This window comes from Pseudomonas sp. NFX1, from assembly GCF_051123555.1.
Taxonomy (GTDB): Bacteria; Pseudomonadota; Gammaproteobacteria; order Pseudomonadales; family Pseudomonadaceae; genus Aquipseudomonas; species Aquipseudomonas capeferrum.
Map to the genome: position 1 here is coordinate 33,901 of NZ_CP169366.1, position 19,388 is coordinate 53,288.

General features: G+C 62.8%; 15 protein-coding genes, 3 tRNA genes and 1 pseudogene. 7 read left to right on the forward strand and 12 right to left on the reverse strand.

What is annotated here, in order from left to right; all coding sequences use genetic code 11:
* The first annotated feature begins 57 nt into the window (after positions 1–57).
* From DJ563_RS00145 to DJ563_RS00155, 3 genes are all read left to right on the forward strand, one after another.
* Positions 58–735 carry a response regulator gene (locus DJ563_RS00145; protein WP_033699878.1) on the forward strand — a complete coding sequence of 226 codons (678 nt, stop codon included), beginning with the start codon at positions 58–60 and terminating at the stop codon, positions 733–735.
* On the forward strand, positions 732–2,078 hold the full coding sequence (locus tag DJ563_RS00150; protein WP_033699876.1) for an ATP-binding protein: 1,347 nt from the start codon (positions 732–734) through the stop codon (positions 2,076–2,078). Before DJ563_RS00145 ends, DJ563_RS00150 begins: the two co-directional genes overlap by 4 nt.
* 324 nt (positions 2,079–2,402) lie before the next feature.
* On the forward strand, positions 2,403–3,725 hold the full coding sequence (locus DJ563_RS00155; RefSeq protein WP_274099937.1) for a dicarboxylate/amino acid:cation symporter: 1,323 nt from the start codon (positions 2,403–2,405) through the stop codon (positions 3,723–3,725).
* 56 nt (positions 3,726–3,781) lie between these two features.
* Here DJ563_RS00155 and tsaA read toward each other — a convergent pair whose 3' ends face one another.
* The 5 genes from tsaA to rimO all read right to left on the reverse strand — a co-directional run bounded on the left by tsaA (position 3,782) and on the right by rimO (position 7,717).
* Positions 3,782–4,477 (reverse strand): tRNA (N6-threonylcarbamoyladenosine(37)-N6)-methyltransferase TrmO, encoded by a 696-nt coding sequence (gene tsaA, locus DJ563_RS00160; protein WP_047583258.1) that lies wholly within the window; start codon positions 4,475–4,477, stop codon positions 3,782–3,784.
* A 6-nt stretch (positions 4,478–4,483) separates the two neighbouring features.
* Positions 4,484–4,945: a DUF1456 family protein gene (locus tag DJ563_RS00165; RefSeq protein WP_274099938.1), complete on the reverse strand. Its 462-nt coding sequence runs from the start codon at positions 4,943–4,945 to the stop codon at positions 4,484–4,486.
* 49 nt (positions 4,946–4,994) lie between these two features.
* Positions 4,995–5,705, reverse strand: a complete 711-nt coding sequence (locus DJ563_RS00170) for an rRNA pseudouridine synthase (RefSeq protein WP_033699870.1) — start codon at positions 5,703–5,705, stop codon at positions 4,995–4,997.
* Between the two features lie 111 nt (positions 5,706–5,816).
* Positions 5,817–6,275 carry a GNAT family N-acetyltransferase gene (locus DJ563_RS00175; protein WP_274099939.1) on the reverse strand — a complete coding sequence of 153 codons (459 nt, stop codon included), beginning with the start codon at positions 6,273–6,275 and terminating at the stop codon, positions 5,817–5,819.
* Positions 6,276–6,385: 110 nt separating this feature from the next.
* Positions 6,386–7,717 carry a 30S ribosomal protein S12 methylthiotransferase RimO gene (gene rimO, locus DJ563_RS00180; protein WP_274099940.1) on the reverse strand — a complete coding sequence of 444 codons (1,332 nt, stop codon included), beginning with the start codon at positions 7,715–7,717 and terminating at the stop codon, positions 6,386–6,388.
* Positions 7,718–8,017: 300 nt separating this feature from the next.
* Between rimO and DJ563_RS00185 the strand changes: the two are divergent.
* The 3 genes and pseudogenes from DJ563_RS00185 to DJ563_RS00195 all read left to right on the forward strand — a co-directional run.
* Positions 8,018–8,128 (forward strand): annotated as a pseudogene (locus DJ563_RS00185) (type II toxin-antitoxin system RelE family toxin); the annotation flags it as partial.
* The gene (locus DJ563_RS00190) at positions 8,112–8,438 is read left to right on the forward strand and encodes a helix-turn-helix domain-containing protein (RefSeq protein WP_274099941.1); all 327 of its coding nucleotides are present in this window, start codon (positions 8,112–8,114) and stop codon (positions 8,436–8,438) included. The pseudogene DJ563_RS00185 and the gene DJ563_RS00190, both read left to right, overlap by 17 nt.
* A 155-nt stretch (positions 8,439–8,593) precedes the next feature.
* Entirely contained in the window at positions 8,594–10,504 is a 1,911-nt protein-coding gene (locus DJ563_RS00195) for a potassium transporter Kup (protein WP_274099942.1), read from the forward strand.
* A gap of 36 nt (positions 10,505–10,540) precedes the next feature.
* Here the strand turns inward: DJ563_RS00195 and DJ563_RS00200 are convergent, their stop codons facing one another.
* The 5 genes from DJ563_RS00200 to DJ563_RS00220 form a co-directional block, all read right to left on the reverse strand.
* Positions 10,541–11,833 (reverse strand): virulence factor family protein, encoded by a 1,293-nt coding sequence (locus tag DJ563_RS00200; RefSeq protein WP_274099943.1) that lies wholly within the window; start codon positions 11,831–11,833, stop codon positions 10,541–10,543.
* On the reverse strand, positions 11,833–14,475 hold the full coding sequence (gene mprF, locus DJ563_RS00205) for a bifunctional lysylphosphatidylglycerol flippase/synthetase MprF (RefSeq protein WP_434518629.1): 2,643 nt from the start codon (positions 14,473–14,475) through the stop codon (positions 11,833–11,835). Before mprF ends, DJ563_RS00200 begins: the two co-directional genes overlap by 1 nt.
* A 264-nt stretch (positions 14,476–14,739) precedes the next feature.
* Positions 14,740–14,816, reverse strand: a tRNA-Met gene (locus tag DJ563_RS00210).
* Positions 14,817–14,950: 134 nt separating this feature from the next.
* Positions 14,951–15,027 (reverse strand) — tRNA-Met (locus DJ563_RS00215).
* A gap of 134 nt (positions 15,028–15,161) precedes the next feature.
* Positions 15,162–15,238, reverse strand: a tRNA-Met gene (locus DJ563_RS00220).
* A 220-nt stretch (positions 15,239–15,458) separates the two neighbouring features.
* Between DJ563_RS00220 and dinB the strand changes: the two genes are divergently transcribed.
* Positions 15,459–16,517: a DNA polymerase IV gene (gene dinB, locus DJ563_RS00225; protein ID WP_177326494.1), complete on the forward strand. Its 1,059-nt coding sequence runs from the start codon at positions 15,459–15,461 to the stop codon at positions 16,515–16,517.
* A 30-nt stretch (positions 16,518–16,547) separates the two neighbouring features.
* Here dinB and DJ563_RS00230 read toward each other — a convergent pair whose 3' ends face one another.
* A complete protein-coding gene (locus DJ563_RS00230; protein WP_033699859.1) occupies positions 16,548–17,501 on the reverse strand; it encodes a lipoprotein in 954 nt (317 codons plus the stop codon).
* 20 nt (positions 17,502–17,521) lie between these two features.
* Positions 17,522–19,237: a proline--tRNA ligase gene (locus DJ563_RS00235; protein ID WP_274099586.1), complete on the reverse strand. Its 1,716-nt coding sequence runs from the start codon at positions 19,235–19,237 to the stop codon at positions 17,522–17,524.
* Between the last annotated feature and the right edge of the window lie 151 nt (positions 19,238–19,388).

Here is a 19,388-nt window from a genome sequence, read left to right on the forward strand (position 1 = left end):
CCTGTGCGCGGGTAACCCGCGCACAGGGCAGTACAGGCCATAAAAAAGGAGCTGCACATGAAACTGCTGGTGGTCGAGGACGAAGCCCTGCTTCGCCATCACCTCTACACGCGCCTGGGCGAAAGCGGCCATGTGGTCGAGGCGGTGGCCGATGCCGAAGAAGCGCTGTACCAGGCCGAGCAGTACCACTTCGACCTGGCCGTGATCGACCTGGGCCTGCCGGGCATGAGCGGCCTCGAACTCATTGGTCGCCTGCGCAGCCAGGACAAGACCTTCCCCATTCTCATCCTCACCGCCCGTGGCAACTGGCAGGACAAGGTCGAAGGCCTGGCCGCCGGTGCCGACGACTACCTGGTCAAGCCTTTCCAGTTCGAAGAGCTCGAAGCGCGCCTCAACGCCCTGCTGCGCCGCTCCAGCGGTTTCACCCAGTCGACCATCGCCGCAGGGCCACTGGTACTCGACCTCAACCGCAAGCAGGCGACCCTGGACGATCAGCCCCTGGCCCTGACCGCCTACGAATACCGCATCCTCGAATACCTCATGCGCCATCACCAACAGGTGGTGGCCAAGGACCGCCTGATGGAGCAGTTGTACCCGGGCGATGAGGAGCGTGACCCCAATGTCATCGAAGTGCTGGTCGGGCGCCTGCGCCGCAAGCTCGAGGGTGAACGAGGTTTCAAGCCCATCGACACGGTACGCGGCCTGGGTTACCTGTTCACCGAGCGCTGCCGATGATCCGTTCCCTGCGGGTGCGCCTGATGCTGGCGGCCGCAGTGCTGGCGCTGCTGTTCATGCTGGCCCTGCTGCCTGCCTTGCAGAAGGCCTTCAGCCTTGCCCTGCAGGAATCCATCGAGCAACGCCTGGCCTCGGACGTGACCACGTTGATCTCCGCAGCGCGCATCGAACACGGCCAGTTGCAGATGCCGACACTGTTGCCGGATGAGCGCTACAACCTGCCGTACACCGGCCTGCTTGGTTATATCTTCGACCGTGAAGGCCACCTGGTGTGGCAGTCGCGGGCCACCGCAGACCAGAACGTCAACTACCGGCCGCGCTACGACGGGCGTGGCAACGAGTTCGCCCGCATCCACCAAGGCGATGGCGAAGAGTTCTTCGTCTATGACGTCGAAATAAAACTGCTCGGCGGCCAGAGTGCGGCCTACAGCATCGTTGCGCTGCAACCGGTTCGCGAGTACCAGCATACCCTCGATGGCCTGCGTGAAAAGCTCTACCTGGGCTTTGGCGCAGCCCTGCTGGCGCTGCTGGTACTGCTGTGGGCCGGCCTGACCTGGGGCCTGCGTTCGCTGCGGCGGCTGAGCCGGGAGCTGGACGAGGTCGAGGCTGGCGCGCGTGACGGGTTGAGCCGCGAGCACCCGCGTGAACTGCTGCGCCTGACCGGTTCGTTGAACCGCCTGCTGCACAGCGAGCGTGAACAACGCCAGCGCTACCGAGACTCGCTGGATGACCTGGCGCATAGCCTCAAGACACCGCTGGCGGTGTTGCAGGGGGTGGGCGAGAGCCTGCGCCAGCGCAGTGGCGAGCGCGAGCAGGCACGGGTGCTGCAAAGCCAGATCGAGCGCATGAGCCAGCAGATCGACTATCAACTGCAGCGCGCCAGTTTGCGCAAGAGCGGCCTGGTGCGCCACAGCGTGCACCTCAAACCGTTGCTCGACAGCTTGTGCAGCACGCTGGACAAGGTCTATCGGGACAAGCGCGTCAGCGTGCTGCTGGAAATACCCGAGGCCGCGCAGGTGCCGATGGAGCAGGGGGCCTTGCTGGAACTGCTCGGCAACCTGCTGGAGAACGCCTACCGGTTGAGCCTGGGCCAGGTGCGGGTGAGCCTGGAACAAGCGCCAGGCCAACTGACCCTGTGCATCGAGGACGATGGGCCCGGGGTGCCGGCCGATCAGCGCGAGCGCATTCTTGAGCGCGGCGAGCGGCTGGACAGCCAACACCCGGGGCAGGGCATCGGCCTGGCGGTGGTCAAGGATATCGTCGACAGCTATGACGCCAGCTTGAGCCTGGGGGATTCGCCACTGGGCGGCGCGGCGTTCCGGGTCACCTTCAGGCTGGATTGACCTGCGGCCAGGGGCAGCCCTTTCACGGGGGAACCCATAGCGGGCGGATTCCCGCCATCATCCCCTGTACAAATTCCGCCACCGGGCGGATATCCGCCAGCCTTCCTCAGCATTTTCGCCCTGTCGTTGGGCAGTGACCCCTAGCAAACAGTGCCTTTGCACCCTTCATGGGCATTTTGGCATTGCCCTTGCTATTGATCCTGGCAGAGGCCTGCAAAGGCAACTCGAACACAACGACAAATCCCTCCAAGTGCAGGAGGGTTAGCGATTCAGGTGCCCTCACCCTGGGAAGGGTGAAAACCGGCACACTTGAGGAAATTAGCCATGACGACACGTCAGCCGCTGTACAAATCCCTGTATATCCAGGTGTTGGTCGCCATCACCATTGGCATCCTGCTCGGCCACTTCTATCCTGAAACCGGTGTCGCCCTCAAACCGCTGGGTGACGGGTTCGTCAAACTGATCAAGATGGTCATCGCTCCCATCATTTTCTGCACCGTGGTCAGTGGCATCGCTGGCATGCAGAGCATGAAGTCGGTAGGCAAGACCGGCGGCTACGCGCTCCTGTACTTTGAAATCGTCTCCACCATCGCCCTGATCATCGGCCTCGTCGTCGTCAACGTGGTCAAGCCGGGCGCTGGCATGCACATCGACGTCACCACCCTGAACGCCAGCAGCGTGGCCGCTTACGCCGCCGCCGGCGCGCAGCAGACCACCGTTGGCTTCCTGCTCAACATCATCCCCAACACCGTGGTCGGTGCCTTCGCCAACGGCGACATCCTGCAAGTGCTGATGTTCTCGGTGATCTTCGGCTTCGCTCTGCATCGCCTGGGCAGCTACGGCAAGCCGGTGCTGGACCTGATCGACCGCTTCGCCCATGTCATGTTCAACATCATCAACATGATCATGAAGCTGGCCCCGATCGGTGCCTTCGGTGCCATGGCCTTCACCATCGGCCAGTACGGCGTGGGTTCGCTGGTGCAGTTGGGCTACCTGATGGCCTGCTTCTACGTGACCTGCCTGCTGTTCGTCCTGGTGGTGCTCGGTGGTATCTGCCGCGCCCACGGCTTCAGCGTCATCAAGCTGATCCGCTACATCCGTGAAGAGCTGATGATCGTGCTGGGCACATCCTCCTCCGAGTCCGCCTTGCCACGCATGCTGGCCAAGATGGAGCGCCTGGGTGCCAAGAAATCCGTGGTTGGCCTGGTCATCCCGACCGGTTACTCGTTCAACCTCGACGGTACTTCGATCTACCTGACCATGGCCGCTGTGTTCATCGCCCAGGCGACTGACACCACCATGGACATCACCCACCAGATCACCCTGCTGCTGGTGCTGCTGGTGGCCTCCAAAGGCGCTGCTGGCGTAACCGGTTCGGGCTTCATCGTACTGGCCGCTACGTTGTCTGCTGTTGGCCACCTGCCGGTTGCCGGCCTGGCGCTGATCCTCGGCATCGACCGCTTCATGTCCGAAGCCCGCGCCCTGACCAACCTGGTCGGCAACGCCGTCGCTACCGTGGTCGTGGCCAAGTGGGTCAACGAAATGGACGACGACAAGCTGGCCTCGGAACTGGCTTCCGGTGGCGCCCCGCTGGAAGATACCCGCCCGACCGATGACCTCGGCGTGGCCGAAGGACCGGCTCGCTGATCGCGCAACTGAAATGAAAAAGGCGACCTTCGGGTCGCCTTTTTCGTGGGGGTCGATCAGCAGTCCTGGACCACTTCCAGTACCCGGATCAGCGTGGGCTGCGGATAATGCCAGCGCACCTGCACATCCCAGAACTTCACCCCGTACACCCGCTCCGCAGGTGGCACCTGATACGCCGGCCGCGGGTCTTGCCCCAGGCACTGCTCGATCAGTTCCACCAGCGGCTCACCCAGGCGCAGTGCATGCGCGCGGGCCTGGGGCAGGGCATTGTCGTGCCACTGCACGGCGATTGCGTCAGGCGCTTCGCTGGCCATCAGGTTGCTGGCGCCGGCAACACTGTCGGCGTACGGTACGTAGGGCTTGATATCCAGCACCGGGGTGCCATCGAGCAAGTCGATCCCGGACAGCAGCAGGCGCCCAGGCTCAACGCCCTCCAGGCGTACCACCGACTGGCCGATACCGTTGGGCCTGTGGGTGGCGCGGGTGGCGAACACCCCCATGCTCTTGTTGCCGCCAAGGCGGGGTGGTCGCACTTTCAGGCGTGGTTTGTCTTCCAGGGCCTGGTGAAACAGAAACAACAACCACACATGGCTGACCTGTTCTAGCCCCGCCACTGCATCACCCTGGTCGAACGGCGGCAGCAACTCCAGCACACCACGCGCGGCCGGTGCCAACTGCGGCTGGCGCGGGATGGCGAACTTTTCCTTGAAGCACGAGCGGACGATGCCGACCGGTGAAACCGTATGCTGCATGGCCACTCAGCCGCGCACGCGCAGGGTCAGGCCCTTGAGGAAGTTGCGCAGCAACTGGTCGCCACACGGGCGGTAGTTGTCATGGCCGACTTTGCGGAACAAGGCGCTGAGTTCGGGCTTGGAGACCGGGAAGTTGACCGACTTGAGGATCACATGCAGGTCTTCTTCCTTGAGCTCGAACGCCACCCGCAGTTTTTTCAGGATGGTATTGTTGGTCACTGGCAGTTCGACCGGCTGGGCCGGGCGGCTGTCGTCCTTGCCACGACGGTGAATCACCAGGCCATCCAGAAAGTGCGCCATGACCGGGTCAGGGCAGCGCACGAAGCCTGGCTCTTCCTCTTTCTTGAGGTAGCTGGCCAAGGTCTCGGCGCTGACCTCCAGGCCAGACAGCTTGATGATGCCCACCATCTTGGCATCATTGATCTTGAGCATGTAGCGCAGGCTGCGCAGTACATCGTTGTGGTTCATTTGACTCGAATCCTGTTCTGAGCCGTGCCCTCTGGCGCGGCGGTATTGCTTAGAAACGTTCGCTGGCGGCCATGTAGCGCCACTGTGCCAGTGGCAGCTTGCCCATGGACACACCGCCCAGCCGAATGCGGCGCATGCTGATGATCTGCAGGCGCAGGCTGGCGCACAGCTCGGAGATCTGCCCCGGTTGCGGGTTTTTCAAGGCCAGGCGCAGGTGGGTTTCGTTCTGCCAGCTGGCTTTGGCCTTGGGCAGTTCACGGTCGTTGCGCATGATGCCGCGGGCCAAGCGCTCCAGCGCCTGTGGCGTGGCTTCGCCGCTTACTTCGATGATGTATTCCTGCTCCAGGCGACGCAGGTCGGCGTCGATCTTGCGGGCAACCCGCCAATCCTGGGTGAACACCTGCAGGCCGCTGGCGCCGCGCTCCAGCGGGGCAATGCAGGACAGCTTGGTGAAGTGCCCATGCAATGGCCGTACGCCTTCACGGTGCGCCTCGCTGAGGCTGTCCATGGTCATGCTGATACGCGCCGACTCGGTGTCCAGGCCAGCAGGCTGGTTGAGCAGCAGGGTGACGGGCTCAAGGCTGTCGGCACGCGCGCCAGGCAGCAGCGCGACCTGCTGGCCGTCGACCTTGAACTGCGGCTGCTCGACCACCACGCCATCGACCGTGACCCAGCCGCCTTCGATATACAGCTCGGCTTCGCGGCGGGAGCAGCCGAACTGCTCGATAAGGCGTTTGGACAGGCGGACGGGCTCAGACATGACGGTGATTCGCAAAGGCAGGGAAAGGCCGCCATTGTACCTGCCTGAACGGTCGAGGGGCTGGGAATCTGTGTCATTTACGCCGTTTTGGCGAGACAACACGGCAGGCGCTCAGGCCCCTGCGCGGATCAGCCGCAGGTGCAGCAAGGGGTAGGGCTGCCCCAGCCCATCGGTCTGCGAGCGGCCGACCACCTCGAAGCCTTCGTGCAGATAGAACCCCAGGGCCTGCGGGTTCTGCTCGTTGACGTCCAGGCGTTCGGCATTCAGTTCGTCGATGGCGTAGCGCAGCAGCCGCTTGCCAATGCCCATGCCACGGCAGGCGGGCGCGACGAACAGCATGTCGACCTGCCTGTTGGACACGCCGGCAAAGCCCTGTATGCGTTGCTGGCTGTCCTTGCTGCAAATCAGCATCACTGCGTCCAGGTAACGGCGCAGTACATGCTCGCGAAGCAGGACGATATAGGCATCAGGCAGGAAGTCATGGGTCGCGCGCACCGAGTCCTCCCAGACCTGGGTCAGCTCGGGGTAGTCGCTAAGATGAGGGGTTTGTAGCGTCGATACCTGGCGCATCCGTGTATTCCTCCTGGGGACTGAGGAAAACATAGATGCAAAAACCAGAGGGGGCCTGGCGGATGTGGAGGCTGCAACGCAGCCCCCGGCATTTCACACCGATAGGCCGATCAGACAGGCTCAGCCCACATGTCGTATTCGTCGGCATCCACCACCCGGCAACGCACTTTGTCGCCTGGCTTGAAGCCGTGGTCGCCATCGATGAACACGCTGCCGTCGATTTCCGGCGCGTCGAAGAAGCTGCGGCCCACCGAACCTTGCTCTTCGACTTCGTCGATCAGCACTTCGATCTCCTTGCCGATGCGCAGTTGCAGGCGGGCGCTGCTGATGGCCTGCTGATGGGCCATGAAGCGGTCCCAACGGTCCTGCTTGACCTCATCCGGTACTTCATCAAGGCCCAGGTCATTGGCCGGGGCACCTTCGACAGGCGAGTACTGGAAGCAGCCGACACGGTCGAGCTGGGCTTCGGTCAGCCAGTCGAGCAGGTACTGGAAGTCTTCTTCGGTTTCGCCAGGGAAGCCGACGATGAAAGTCGAACGGATCACCAGCTCAGGGCACTGCTCGCGCCAGTTCTTGATGCGCGCCAGGGTACGGTCTTCGAAGGCCGGGCGCTTCATCGACTTGAGCACCTTGGGGCTGGCGTGCTGGAACGGGATGTCCAGGTACGGCAGGATCTTGCCGGCGGCCATCAGCGGGATCACGTCGTCGACGTTCGGGTACGGGTATACATAGTGCAGGCGCACCCAGGCGCCCAGGCTGCTCAGCGCTTCGCACAGCTCGAGCATGCGGGTCTTGACCGGGCGGCCGTTCCAGAAGTCGGTCTTGTACTTGACGTCGACCCCGTAGGCGCTGGTGTCCTGGGAAATCACCAGGATCTCCTTGACGCCGGCCTTGACCAGGCGCTCGGCCTCGCTCAGCACTTCGCCAACCGGGCGGCTGACCAGCTTGCCGCGCATCGACGGGATGATGCAGAAGCTGCAGCTGTGGTTGCAGCCTTCGGAAATCTTCAGGTAAGCATAGTGGCGCGGGGTCAGCTTGACGCCCTGCGGCGGCACCAGGTCGATCAGCGGGTTGTGGTCCTGGCGCGGTGGCACTACCTGGTGCACGGCGTTGACCACTTGCTCGTACTGCTGCGGGCCGGTCACCGACAACACGCTTGGGTGCACATCGCGGATGCTGCCTTCCTCGACACCCATGCAGCCGGTGACGATGACCTTGCCGTTTTCCTTGATGGCTTCACCGATCACTTCAAGCGACTCGGCCTTGGCGCTGTCGATGAAGCCGCAGGTGTTGACCACCACCACGTCGGCGTCCTCGTAGGTAGGCACGACTTCATAACCTTCCATGCGCAGCTGAGTCAGAATGCGCTCGGAATCGACCAGGGCTTTTGGGCAACCCAGGCTTACGAAACCTACCTTGGGAGTGGCGGGAGTGGTGGACATGACTAACCTCGGTATTGAATGCAGGTCGCCCGGCCGGAAACGGGGGCGATCTTGACGGGCGCTTATTGGCGCCTCTGATCAAAAAGTGCGCAATTCTAGCGAGCGCAAGGTCACTTGACTAGCAGAAATGCGACGAACGCTGCGCTGCACGGCAGTCCAGCACTGCGACTTCGACCAGTCGCGCATTAGCACGCCATGAATGACTTGTTAATGCTTATTGAATACTTATAATTCGCTTATAGAGAACGGGGCGGATATGAACTCGATCAATTGGTCGCGCAAAGCGGTGAAGCAGCTAAGTACGGCTACAGGCTCCGGGTCGGGAACTACCGCATCCTCTTCGACTGGGACGGTGGCGTGAAGATTGTCAACATCGAGGAGGTTAAAAGGCGCGATGAACACACCTACTAATGTACAGATTATCAATGGGGCGGATGGCCGCCCTGCCTTCGTCGTGTTGCCTTATGCCGACTACATTGCCAGCCGTCCTCAGGAGGATCTGGTCCCTAATGAGGTCGTGGGGTATATGGTCAAAGAGGGGCTGACTGCCATAGCCGCGTGGCGCAGGCATCTGGATATGACTCAGGCGGAAGTTGCGCAACGGCTGGGCATTTCCCAGTCTGCGTATGCCCAGCAAGAGGCCGCAGAGCGGCCGCGCAAGGCTACTCGCGAAAAGATCGCAGCAGCGCTTGGCATTCCCACGCAGTCGCTGGATCTATAAGGCCTAACACTCCAGGCGCTTTGCCCTCGCCAGCGTTACGAGAAGAAATGTGACGAACGCTGCGCTATGCTCCGGCCGTTGCGCCCGGGCATCTGCCATGCCCTGGCGTGGGGGTGAATTCTATGGGCCGAGAGGGCCGTCTGCGGGAGTGGTCGATGGTTCAGGCAAGCAGTCATGCCGAAGGCGGGCAAGCGGGGAAGCAGGGCGCGACACGGTCGCTGGGCCTGCTCGTGGCGGCAGTCGGGGTGGTCTATGGCGATATCGGCACCAGCCCGTTGTATACGCTCAAAGAAGTCTTTACCGGTGGCTATGGCGTGCCGGTCAACCATGATGGCGTGCTGGGGATCCTGTCGCTGATCCTCTGGTCACTGCTGTGGGTGGTCTCGTTCAAATACGTGATGTTCATCCTGCGCGCCGACAACCAGGGCGAGGGCGGCACCATGGCGCTAACCGCGCTGGCGCGGCGGGCCACTGCGGCCCACCCGCGGCTGCGTAGCTTGATGGTCATCTGCGGGTTGATCGGCGCTTCGCTGTTCTATGGCGACAGCATGATCACCCCGGCCGTGTCGGTGCTGTCGGCTGTCGAGGGCATGGGCCTGGCCTTCGACGGTATCGATCACTGGGTGGTACCTATTTCGCTGGTGGTGCTGGTGGCGCTGTTTCTGGTGCAGAAGCATGGCACCGAGAAGATCGGCAAGCTGTTTGGCCCGATCATGGTGGCCTGGTTCGTGGTGCTCGGGGCATTGGGGGTGCATGGCATCTCGCAGAGCCCGGAAGTGCTCAGGGCGTTCAACCCAGGCTGGGCGGTGAACTTCTTCATCGTCCACCCCGGCATGGGCGTGGCCATTCTCGGCGCCGTGGTGCTGGCTCTGACCGGTGCCGAGGCGCTGTACGCCGACATGGGCCACTTCGGCCGTAAACCCATCGCCCGCGCGTGGTTCGCCCTGGTGTTGCCGGCGCTGGTGCTCAACTATTTCGGCCAGGGCGCAATGCTGCTGCAGAACCCGGAGGCGGCCCGCAACCCCTTCTACCTGCTGGCACCTTCGTGGGCGCTGTTGCCGCTGGTGGGGTTGGCGACCATGGCCACGGTGATCGCTTCGCAAGCCGTGATTTCCGGGGCGTTCTCCCTGACCCGCCAGGCCATCCAGCTTGGCTACATTCCGCGCATGCACATCCAGCACACGTCCAGCGATGAGCAGGGGCAGATCTACATCGGTGCGGTGAACTGGACGCTGATGGTCGGTGTGGTGTTGCTGGTCATCGGTTTCGAATCTTCCGGCGCCCTGGCGGCGGCCTATGGGGTGGCGGTCACCGGCACCATGTTGATGACCACGATTCTGGTGTCGGCGGTGATGTTGCTGCTTTGGAAGTGGCCTCCGGTGCTGGCGGTGCCGATTCTGCTGGGCTTTCTCTTCGTCGATGGGCTGTTCTTCGCCGCCAACGTGCCCAAGATCGTGCAGGGCGGGGCCTTCCCGGTACTGGCAGGTGGTGTGCTGTATCTGTTGATGAGTACCTGGAAGCGCGGCAAGCAGATCCTCGTCGAGCGCATCGATGAAGGGGCGCTGCCGCTGCCGGTGTTCATCAGCAGCATCCGCATACAGCCGCCGCACCGGGTTGAAGGTACTGCCGTGTTCCTGACTGCACGGCCGGACGCCGTACCCCATGCGCTGCTGCACAACATGTTGCACAACCAGGTGCTGCATAGCCAGGTGGTGCTGCTGACGGTGGTGAGCGAGGACCGGCCACGGGTGCCGGAGCAGGAGCGCTTCGAGGTGGAAGCCTATGGCGACGGGTTCTTCCGTGTGCTGTTGCACTTTGGCTTCATGGACGAGCCGGACGTGCCGGCGGCCCTGAAGCTGTGCCATCTGGAGGATCTGGACTTCAGCCCGATGCGCACCACCTACTTCCTCAGCCGCGAAACGGTGATTGCTTCGCGGCTGGAGGGTATGTCGCGCTGGCGTGGCAACCTGTTTGCGTTCTTGCTCAAGAATGCCAACGGTAACCTGCGGTTCTTCAATCTGCCGTTGAACCGGGTGATCGAGTTGGGCACCCAGGTCGAGATCTGAATGGGTGCCTGATCTGCGTAGAGGGTTGGGCGTGGCTCAATTCTGCTCGGCCACGCTCGACTTGCCCTGGCGCGTCTCGATCTCACCGATCAGGCGCTTGGCCAGGGCCGGGTAGTTCTCGTCGAAGTGGTGCCCACCCGGCAGCTTCAGGCGCTCGCCCACCGCCGTCTTCTCGGTGCAGCCGCTCTCGTCGGTCTCTTCCACGCCATACACACACACCACTTTGGACGCCGGCAGCCGGGCCATTTCCGGCCCGGTTGGCGCCTCTTGGCCTTCTTTGCCCAGCCAGCCTTCCACCTCGATCTCGAAGCTGCCGCTACGGGCGAAGGCCAGTAGCATCACCGCGTCGATACGCTGCTGATCCTCGGCCGGCAAGCGGTTGTAGATCGCCGGCAGCACGTCGGCGCCAAACGAGTAGCCGGTCAATACAAAGCGCTTGGTTCCCCATTTCTGGCGGTAGTGCTGCATCAGTTCCGACAGGTCTGCGGCGCTCTGCTCGGGGGTCTTGTGTTGCCAGTAATAACGCAGCGTGTCGATGCCGACCACCGGGTAGCCCAGCTTGGCCATTTCCCCGGCCACGTCGCGGTCCAGGTCGCGCCAGCCGCCATCCCCGGAGAGGAACAGGGTGACGGTGTCGGTAGTTTGCCCTGCCGGCACCTCGACCACCGGAATGGCCAGGGCGTTGCCGTCGTGGCCGACCAGGGCTTGGGTCAGCTGTGACTTGAGCACCTGCGGCAAATGGATGTCGTAATCGCTGATGCTGGTTTCGGCGTTGGCCTGGTCGCGCACGAAGGCTGCGCTGGCGTCATCCGGGTTGTCGTTCCAGGCGACGTTCCAGTGGCCATGGGGCGCCGCTTTGGGTAGCGCGGCCTGGCAGCCGGGTTGCTCCAGGCTGAAGTCCACGGAAATGGCCCGCGCCTTGTCGTCGGTCTGTGCCGCCAGCCAGCGCCAGGCCTGCGCCGCGCCTGGGCCGATACCGGCCACCAGGGTCGGTTTTTCGGACAGCTGGGTCACCGCCAGGTCCAGCGCTTGTTGCTGCCGGGTGCAGTCGTTGGGTGGCAGGATCACCTGCACCAGTTGCGCTTCCCCAGCCTGGCTCAGGTCCAGCAACTGCTTGTCGGTCAGGGCCTGGTCCTGAGGGACGCCGATGGCGACCCGGGCCTTGGCGTGCACGCCCGGGGTCACGCGGGTGATGCTGAGGTTGTTGAGGGACAGCTGTTCGAGGTGCGCCTCAGGCGCAGGGCGCGTCCATAGCCAGAAGGCCACGGCACCGCCCAGGGCGGCCAGCAGCAGTGGAATCGCCAGGTAGAGCCAATAGCGTCGGATCATCAGCGTTTCACCAATCCAGTCAGGCCGCCAGCGATGAGGGCGGCAGTGTCGGCCAGTGCCACCAGCGGGTCGAGCCCCGCCGGCACGGCCATGTAACGGGGTTCCCAGTCCGGTTGGAATTTGTCCTTGAAGCGTCGAAGCCCCTGGAAGTTGTAGAGCTGTTCGCCACGGCGGAACACCATTGAACCCAGGCGCTGGGTCAAGGGCGCGCCGCGCCGTGGCTGCAGCCCGGACAGCGGGACCATGCCCAGGCTGAAGCGGGCGTAGTCGTGGCTTTTGTAGTGCAGGATGAGCCCTATCATCATGAACTCCATGGTCAGCTTCGGAGCTTCAGGGTGAGCCCGCATCAGGTCGAGGCTGGCCAGCTCGCGGCCGTGGGTTTCCAACAGGTTGGCAAAGGCCACCGGCCGGCCCTGGAAGCGAATCAGGGCGATGCGAAAGTGCTGCAGGTACTCGGGGCTGAAGCGACCGAGCGAGAAGCCTTTCTCGCGCACGTTCTTGCCACCCAGCCAGGCATCGGAGATTTCCTTGAGCGCTATCAGTGGCGCGTGACCGGGTTCGTGGATTTCCAGGCTGAGGCCGTCACGGCCACCGCGGTTCCAGGTGTAGCGCAGGTCTTTCATCTCCTTGCCCTTGGCTTCGAGGTCGAAGCGGCGCAGGTCGACCCGGGCCTCCTCGCCAAGTTTCAGCGCGGTCAGGCCAATGTCCATGTAGAACGGCAGGTTCTCCGCGCGGACCTGATAAAACACCGGCCTGGCGTGGTGCAGATCGCACAGGTCGCGGAACTGCCAGATCATCTCGGCGCGCTCCTGGGCGGGGCCGATCGGGTCATACAAGGCCACCAGGCTGCGACCGCGACGGGCGTACATAAGGAAGGCGTTGTCGCGCGGGTGGAACAGCAAAGCCTTGTCGCCGGTCAGGGCCAGGCCGCCATCGGGCTGGTCGGATGCCAGCAGGATGCGGTTGGCGCGTTGCAGTTCTGCGTCGTCAGGCAGGTGGATGACCGGCGGTGCGGTGCGCAGCAGCCAGGTCAGGGCGACAGCCACCAGCAGCACGGCGCTGCCCATGGCGGCGCGCAGGCCCCGCGGTGCATCGGCATCCAGGGTGAACTGCCACCACAGCTGGTGGCTGTAGGGCACATCCTGGTAGGCGAACAGCAGCAGCCATACCGAGGCCCCGACCACGCAGGCGCTGGCCACCAGAAACACCGGAGAGAAGGGCAGTTCCAGCAGGCGGCTGGGGCGGTAGAACGAACGGCGGAACAGGGCCAGCAGCGCGGCGGTGAACGTCAGCAGGCAGGCTTCTTCCCAGTCGAAGCCCTTGAGCAATGACAACAATGCGCCGACCAGCAGCAAGGTGGTGGTCAGCAGCCAGGCTGCGGACAGGCGCCGGCGCAAGCCTTGGGCCAGCAGCAGGCACAGCACGCCGATCAGGCTGGCGCCGAAGTGCGAAGCATCGATCAGGCGGTGGGGGACCAGAAAGCCCATGTGTTCCAGGCGCGTGTCGATCTCGGGCGTGGCCCCCGAGAACAGCAGCACCACCCCGGACAGAAACACCAGAATCGACAGCACCGGCGCCGCCAGCCCAGAGGCCGCCTTGATGGCCTGTTGCGCGAACAGCAGGCGCCGGGCTTCGTTGGCCAGCAGCAGCACACACGCCAGCAGCAGCGGCAACACCACATAGATCAGGCGATAGAGCAGCAGGGCCGCAGCCAGTGGCGCGGCACCCAGCTGGTCGGCAAAGGCTGCCAGCAAGATCGCCTCGAACACCCCGACGCCCCCTGGCACATGGCTGAGCACGCCTGCGGCCAGGGCCAGCAGGTACACCAGGATGAAAGCGCCAAATGGCGGGGCTTCTGGCAGCAGGAGATACAGCACGGTGGCGGCGGCGGCCACATCCAGGGCGGTGATCAGCAATTGCAGCGAGGCGAGGCGACCGTTTGGCAGGCGCAGGGTACGCCGGCCCAGCTGAACCAGCAGGTTGTCGGCCAAGGGCTGTTCGGCCAGGCGCTTGCGGTAAAGCCCGAGCACCAGCACGGCAGCCAGCACCAGCACGGCTGCCGCGATGCCGGCCAGCAACCCCGGCGAAAGGCCCAGTGCGGTCGAGGCTGCTGGCAGGTCGCTCAAGGTCGCCAGAGCAGCCAGGGGGGGCAGCGCACACCCCAGGGACAGGCTGGCAAACACGGTCATCCGCGCCACTTCGCCAGCCCCCAGTCCTTGGCGGGCATACAGGCGATAGCGCACCGAACCACCAGACAGCATCGACAGGCCGATGGCGTTACCAATGGCGAAAGCGCTGAAGCCGCCCAGTATCAAACTGCTCGCTGGCAGTTTTACCCCGGCATAGCGGCTGGCCGACCACTCGTACCCCAGCAGAATCACGAACCCGACAGCCGTGGCCAGCAAGGCCCCCAGCAGCGACTGCGTCGGCACGCTGAGCATGGCATCGTGCAAGGCGTAGATGTCCAGCTCGCTCAGCAGGTGGCGGCAGGCAACCAGCGCCATGGCGAACAGTATCAGCGTCACCGCCAGGCCGATGGGTTGACGATAGCGGCTCATTCGCTCGATCAGGGGCAGGCGCTGCGCGGCCGTGGGTAGCACCGAAGCAAGGGGCACCGGAGGTTCGGGGTTGTGGGAAGTCATGAATCAATACCCCGAGCAGGCAGCGCGAGGTGAGGGCGAGGTGCGGCCAAGTGAAAGTCCCTTAGGAAAACGTATCCAATGTTACTCCGGGCACAGGCGCTTTCAGCTGCCTGGCAGGGTTAAAGATAGTTCATCCAGGGGGCGACATCTCAAGCCTGGGGGGTAGGCTGATGGCAAGGCATTTCCAAGGCGACGAAATGCAGGGGGCGTAAAACAACAAACCCCGCGCTGCTGTTACACAGGCGGGGTTTGTTCTGACGAATATGGTTGCGGGAGCCGGATTTGAACCGACGACCTTCGGGTTATGAGCCCGACGAGCTACCAGACTGCTCCATCCCGCGTCAGAGGTGCGCATTCTACAGCTTGTTGAAACTGTGTAAAGCGTTAATTGTTGATTTATCGATCTTTTTTCTTCGGCATCATTTTCGATGCAAAGAAAAAGGCCACTGCGTTAACAGTGGCCTTTTCTTAAAGCTGGTTGCGGGAGCCGGATTTGAACCGACGACCTTCGGGTTATGAGCCCGACGAGCTACCAGACTGCTCCATCCCGCGTCTGTGGGGCGCATTCTACAGTTTATTGAATCAGTGTCAAGCGCTAGTAATTGATTTCTCGCCAGTTTTTGCCAATTGCTTTTCTACGGGCAAAGAAAAAGGCCACTGCGTTAACAGTGGCCTTTTCTCGAATCTGGTTGCGGGAGCCGGATTTGAACCGACGACCTTCGGGTTATGAGCCCGACGAGCTACCAGGCTGCTCCATCCCGCGCCTGTGAGATCGAATTCTACGGATTTACGCAGCTATGTCAAGCATTATTCCTAAAAAACCTTTTTCGTTCAAACCCTTAGCATTCGCTCAAAGCACGTGGCTCAGGCGCGGCGGGGCTTTCAGGCCGATTGTCGAGGCAAGCGGCGTGCAATCTGTTGCAGCGTAGGAGGCATGCGATATTATCTGTATGAATTTACAGTACTGACGGTCATCCATGTCCTTGCGCAAGATCATCCATGTCGACTGCGATTGTTTCTATGCCGCAATCGAAATGCGTGATGACCCGCGCCTGGCCGGTCGGCCCATGGCCGTAGGCGGGTCGGCCGACCACCGCGGGGTGATCGCCACCTGTAATTATGAAGCGCGGGCCTATGGTGTGCGCTCGGCCATGTCATCGCGGCATGCGCTCAAGCTTTGCCCTGACTTGTTGATCGTCAAGCCACGCTTTGAAGCCTATCGCGAGGCATCCCGTGAGATTCACGCCATTTTCCGTGACTACACCGAGCTGATCGAGCCGCTGTCGCTGGATGAAGCCTACCTGGATGTGAGCGATAGCCAGTGGTATGCCGGCAGCGCCACGCGAATCGCCGAAGATATCCGCCGGCGCGTTGCCCGTACCTTGCATATCACCGTGTCGGCGGGTGTTGCACCCAACAAGTTCCTGGCCAAGATCGCCAGCGACTGGCGCAAGCCCAACGGGCTGTTTGTCATAACCCCGGGTGAAGTCGAAGCCTTTGTCGCGGCCTTGCCGGTGGCCAGGTTGCACGGCGTGGGCAAGGTTACGGCAGACAAACTGGCGCGGCTGGGTATCGATACCTGCCTGGACCTGCGTGACTGGTCGCGCTTGGCGCTGGTGCGCGAGTTCGGCAGCTTTGGTGAGCGGTTGTGGGGGCTGGCGCGGGGTATTGATGACCGCGCCGTGCACAACGACAGCCGCAGGCAGTCGGTCAGTGTGGAAAATACCTACGACACCGACCTGCCAGACCTGGCCAGTTGCCTGGAGCGTCTTCCTGCGTTGCTCGACAGCCTTAATGAACGTATTGCCCGCATGGACAGCAGTTACCGGCCAGACAAGCCTTTCGTCAAGGTCAAGTTCCATGACTTCAGCCAGACGACGATGGAGCAGGCGGGGGCAGGCAGGGACCTGGAAAGTTATCGGCAGTTACTGCGGCAGGCGTTTGCCCGGGGCGGCAAGCCAGTGCGCTTGCTGGGGGTAGGGGTGAGGTTGAAGGACTTGCGCGGGGCGCATGAACAGTTGGAATTGTTCCCGCCTAAATGAAAGGGGCCGCAAAGCGGCCCCTGAATCAGTTCACTGCACGCCAGGGTCGGCGACCAATCGCCCGGTTGCCTTGGTCAGCGATTGCAGAAACTCCTGCTGCAGTTCCGGATCGTTGCGCGTCAGCTCGATCAGGCTCTGCTCCATTTCGCTGGCTTCCTCTTCCAGGCCCAGTTCGGACAAGCGTTTGACCCGGTGTACCCACTGGCCGACATCATCGTCTTCCAGGTCGTCGAAGATCAGTTCGTGGGCTTCGAGCAGCTTGTTGCGCAGGGTGGCGCTGACCAGCAGGCTGGCGTCACCGCGCACCGCGTTGTCCTCATCGACCACCTGCAAGTGCAGGGTACCAATGTGGTTGAGGTTCTGCTCGGAGAACGGGCTGTCGAGCAGGTTCAGGCGCAGTACGCCGTTTCTGTCGGTGGTCAGCTCGTGGGTCATCTTGCCGGCCTTGACCTCGACCAGGCGCTCGCTCCAGGGCAGGCTGGTGGATTCTTCGCGCTGGTCCTTCTGCACTTCGCTGATCCCGGCCAGGTTCTGCTGGGCGCGACCGTTGGACTGCACGTTCATGAACGGGTTGAGCCCCGCCACGCCATAGCTGAGCCAGTCGTGGGTGACGCTTTCGGGCAGGTTGCCCAAGGCGAACACATTGACCACGTTGGCGCCCACGCCGGCCACCACAGCCACCGCGCCCAGCGGGATCTCGTAGACCTCCCGCCAGGGCTGGTAGGGCGTGTAGCGGTCGTAGCGACGGGTGACTTCGAATTCGGTGACTTCGAAGCGCTTCTGCTCATGCACGCGCACACGTCGTTGCGGCAGCTCCATCACCTTCGGCTCGCCGACATCGATCTGCAGACTGTGTTCGAGCAACTTGCGCTCGACGCGCTCCTCATGCTCGCTGCGCTGGGACATCTGGTTGGCGCAGCCGCTGATGAGCAGGGCGCCGCTAAGTGCGGCGCCCCCCAGGGTAAAGGTACTTCGCTTGGACATGATCACTCGTGCATTGATTATCAGCGGCGAACGCGGGCCTGCAGGAACGACAGCACTTCATTGAGTGGCAGCGCTTGAGCATCCTGTTCGGTGCGGTGCTTGTATTCCAGGTTGCCTTCGGCCAGGCCGCGGTCGCTGACGACGATGCGGTGCGGAATGCCGATCAGCTCCATGTCGGCAAACTTGATGCCTGGGCTGGTCTTCTTGTCGCGGTCGTCCAGCAATACTTCAAAACCGGCGGCGGTCAGTTCGGCATACAGCTTGTCGGTAGCCTCGCGAACAACGTCGGTTTCGTAGCGCAGCGGCACCAGGGCGATCTGGAACGGCGCCAGGGCATCGTTCCAGATGATGCCTTTGTCGTCGTAGCTCTGCTCGATCGCGGCGGCGACCACGCGGGAAACGCCGATGCCGTAGCAACCCATCGACAGCACCACCGGCTTGCCGTTCTCGCCCAGTACCTGGCACTTGAGCGCCTCGCTGTACTTGGTGCCGAGCTGGAAGATGTGCCCGACTTCGATGCCGCGCTTGATCACCAGGGTGCCCTGGCCGTCCGGGCTCGGGTCGCCTTCGACGACATTACGCAGGTCGGCGACTTGCGGTACCGGCAGGTCGCGTTCCCAGTTGACGCCGAAGTAGTGCTTGTCGTCGATGTTGGCGCCGATGCCGAAGTCGCTCATCAGGGCAACCGAACGGTCGATGATGCATTCCAGCGGCAGGTTCAGCGGGCCGAGCGAACCTGCGCCGGCGCCAATGGCGTCATGCAGTTCGGCTTCGGTAGCCATGACCAGCGGGTCGGCAACCTGTTCCAGTTTGGTGGCCTTGATTTCGTTGAGCTCGTGGTCACCACGGACGATCAGGGCGATCAGCTTGCCTTCTTCGGCGCCGCGCACGATCAAGGTCTTGACGGTTTTCTCGATCGGCAGGCCGAACTGCTCGACCAGTTGCGCGATGGTCTTGGCGTCCGGGGTGTCGACCAGGCGCAGCTCTTCGGCAGGGGCAGGGCGCACGGTTTCACGCGGGATGGCCTCGGCCTTCTCGATGTTGGCGGCGTAGTCGGAGCTGTCGCTGAAGATCACATCGTCTTCGCCGGACTCGGCCAAAACGTGGAACTCGTGCGAATAGCTGCCACCGATGGAGCCGGTGTCGGCCTGCACAGGGCGGAAGTCCAGGCCCAGGCGGGTAAAGATGTTGGTGTACGCCTGGTGCATGCGGTCGTAGGTTTCCTGCAGGGAAGCCTGGTCGGCATGGAAGGAATAGGCGTCCTTCATGATGAACTCGCGGCCGCGCATCAGGCCGAAGCGCGGGCGGATCTCGTCACGGAATTTGGTCTGGATCTGGTACATGCTGAGCGGCAGCTGTTTATAGCTGGACAGCTCGTTACGGGCCAGGTCGGTGATGACTTCTTCGTGGGTCGGGCCAACGCAGAAATCACGGTTGTGGCGGTCTTTGAGGCGCAGCAGCTCGGGGCCATACTGCTCCCAGCGGCCGGATTCCTGCCACAGTTCGGCGGGCTGGATGCTAGGCATCAGCACTTCCAGGGCGCCGGCGGCGTTCATTTCTTCGCGGACCACGGCTTCGACCTTGCGCATTACTCGCAAGCCCATCGGCAGCCAGGTGTACAGGCCCGAGGCCAGTTTGCGGATCATGCCGGCGCGCAGCATGAGCTGGTGGCTGATGACCACTGCGTCGGCAGGGGTTTCTTTCTGGGTGGCGAGCAAATATTGACTGGTGCGCATGGTGGGCCGTGTCGATTGCCTAAGACGTTGAAATGACCCCGCATTGTACGGGGGTGAAACGAAGGCGTACAGGATGCCCCAGGGCGTGGCAATTGTCAGCCAAGAAAAAGCCCGGCAATCGTGCCGGGCTTTTTCAGGTGCGGGGCACTAT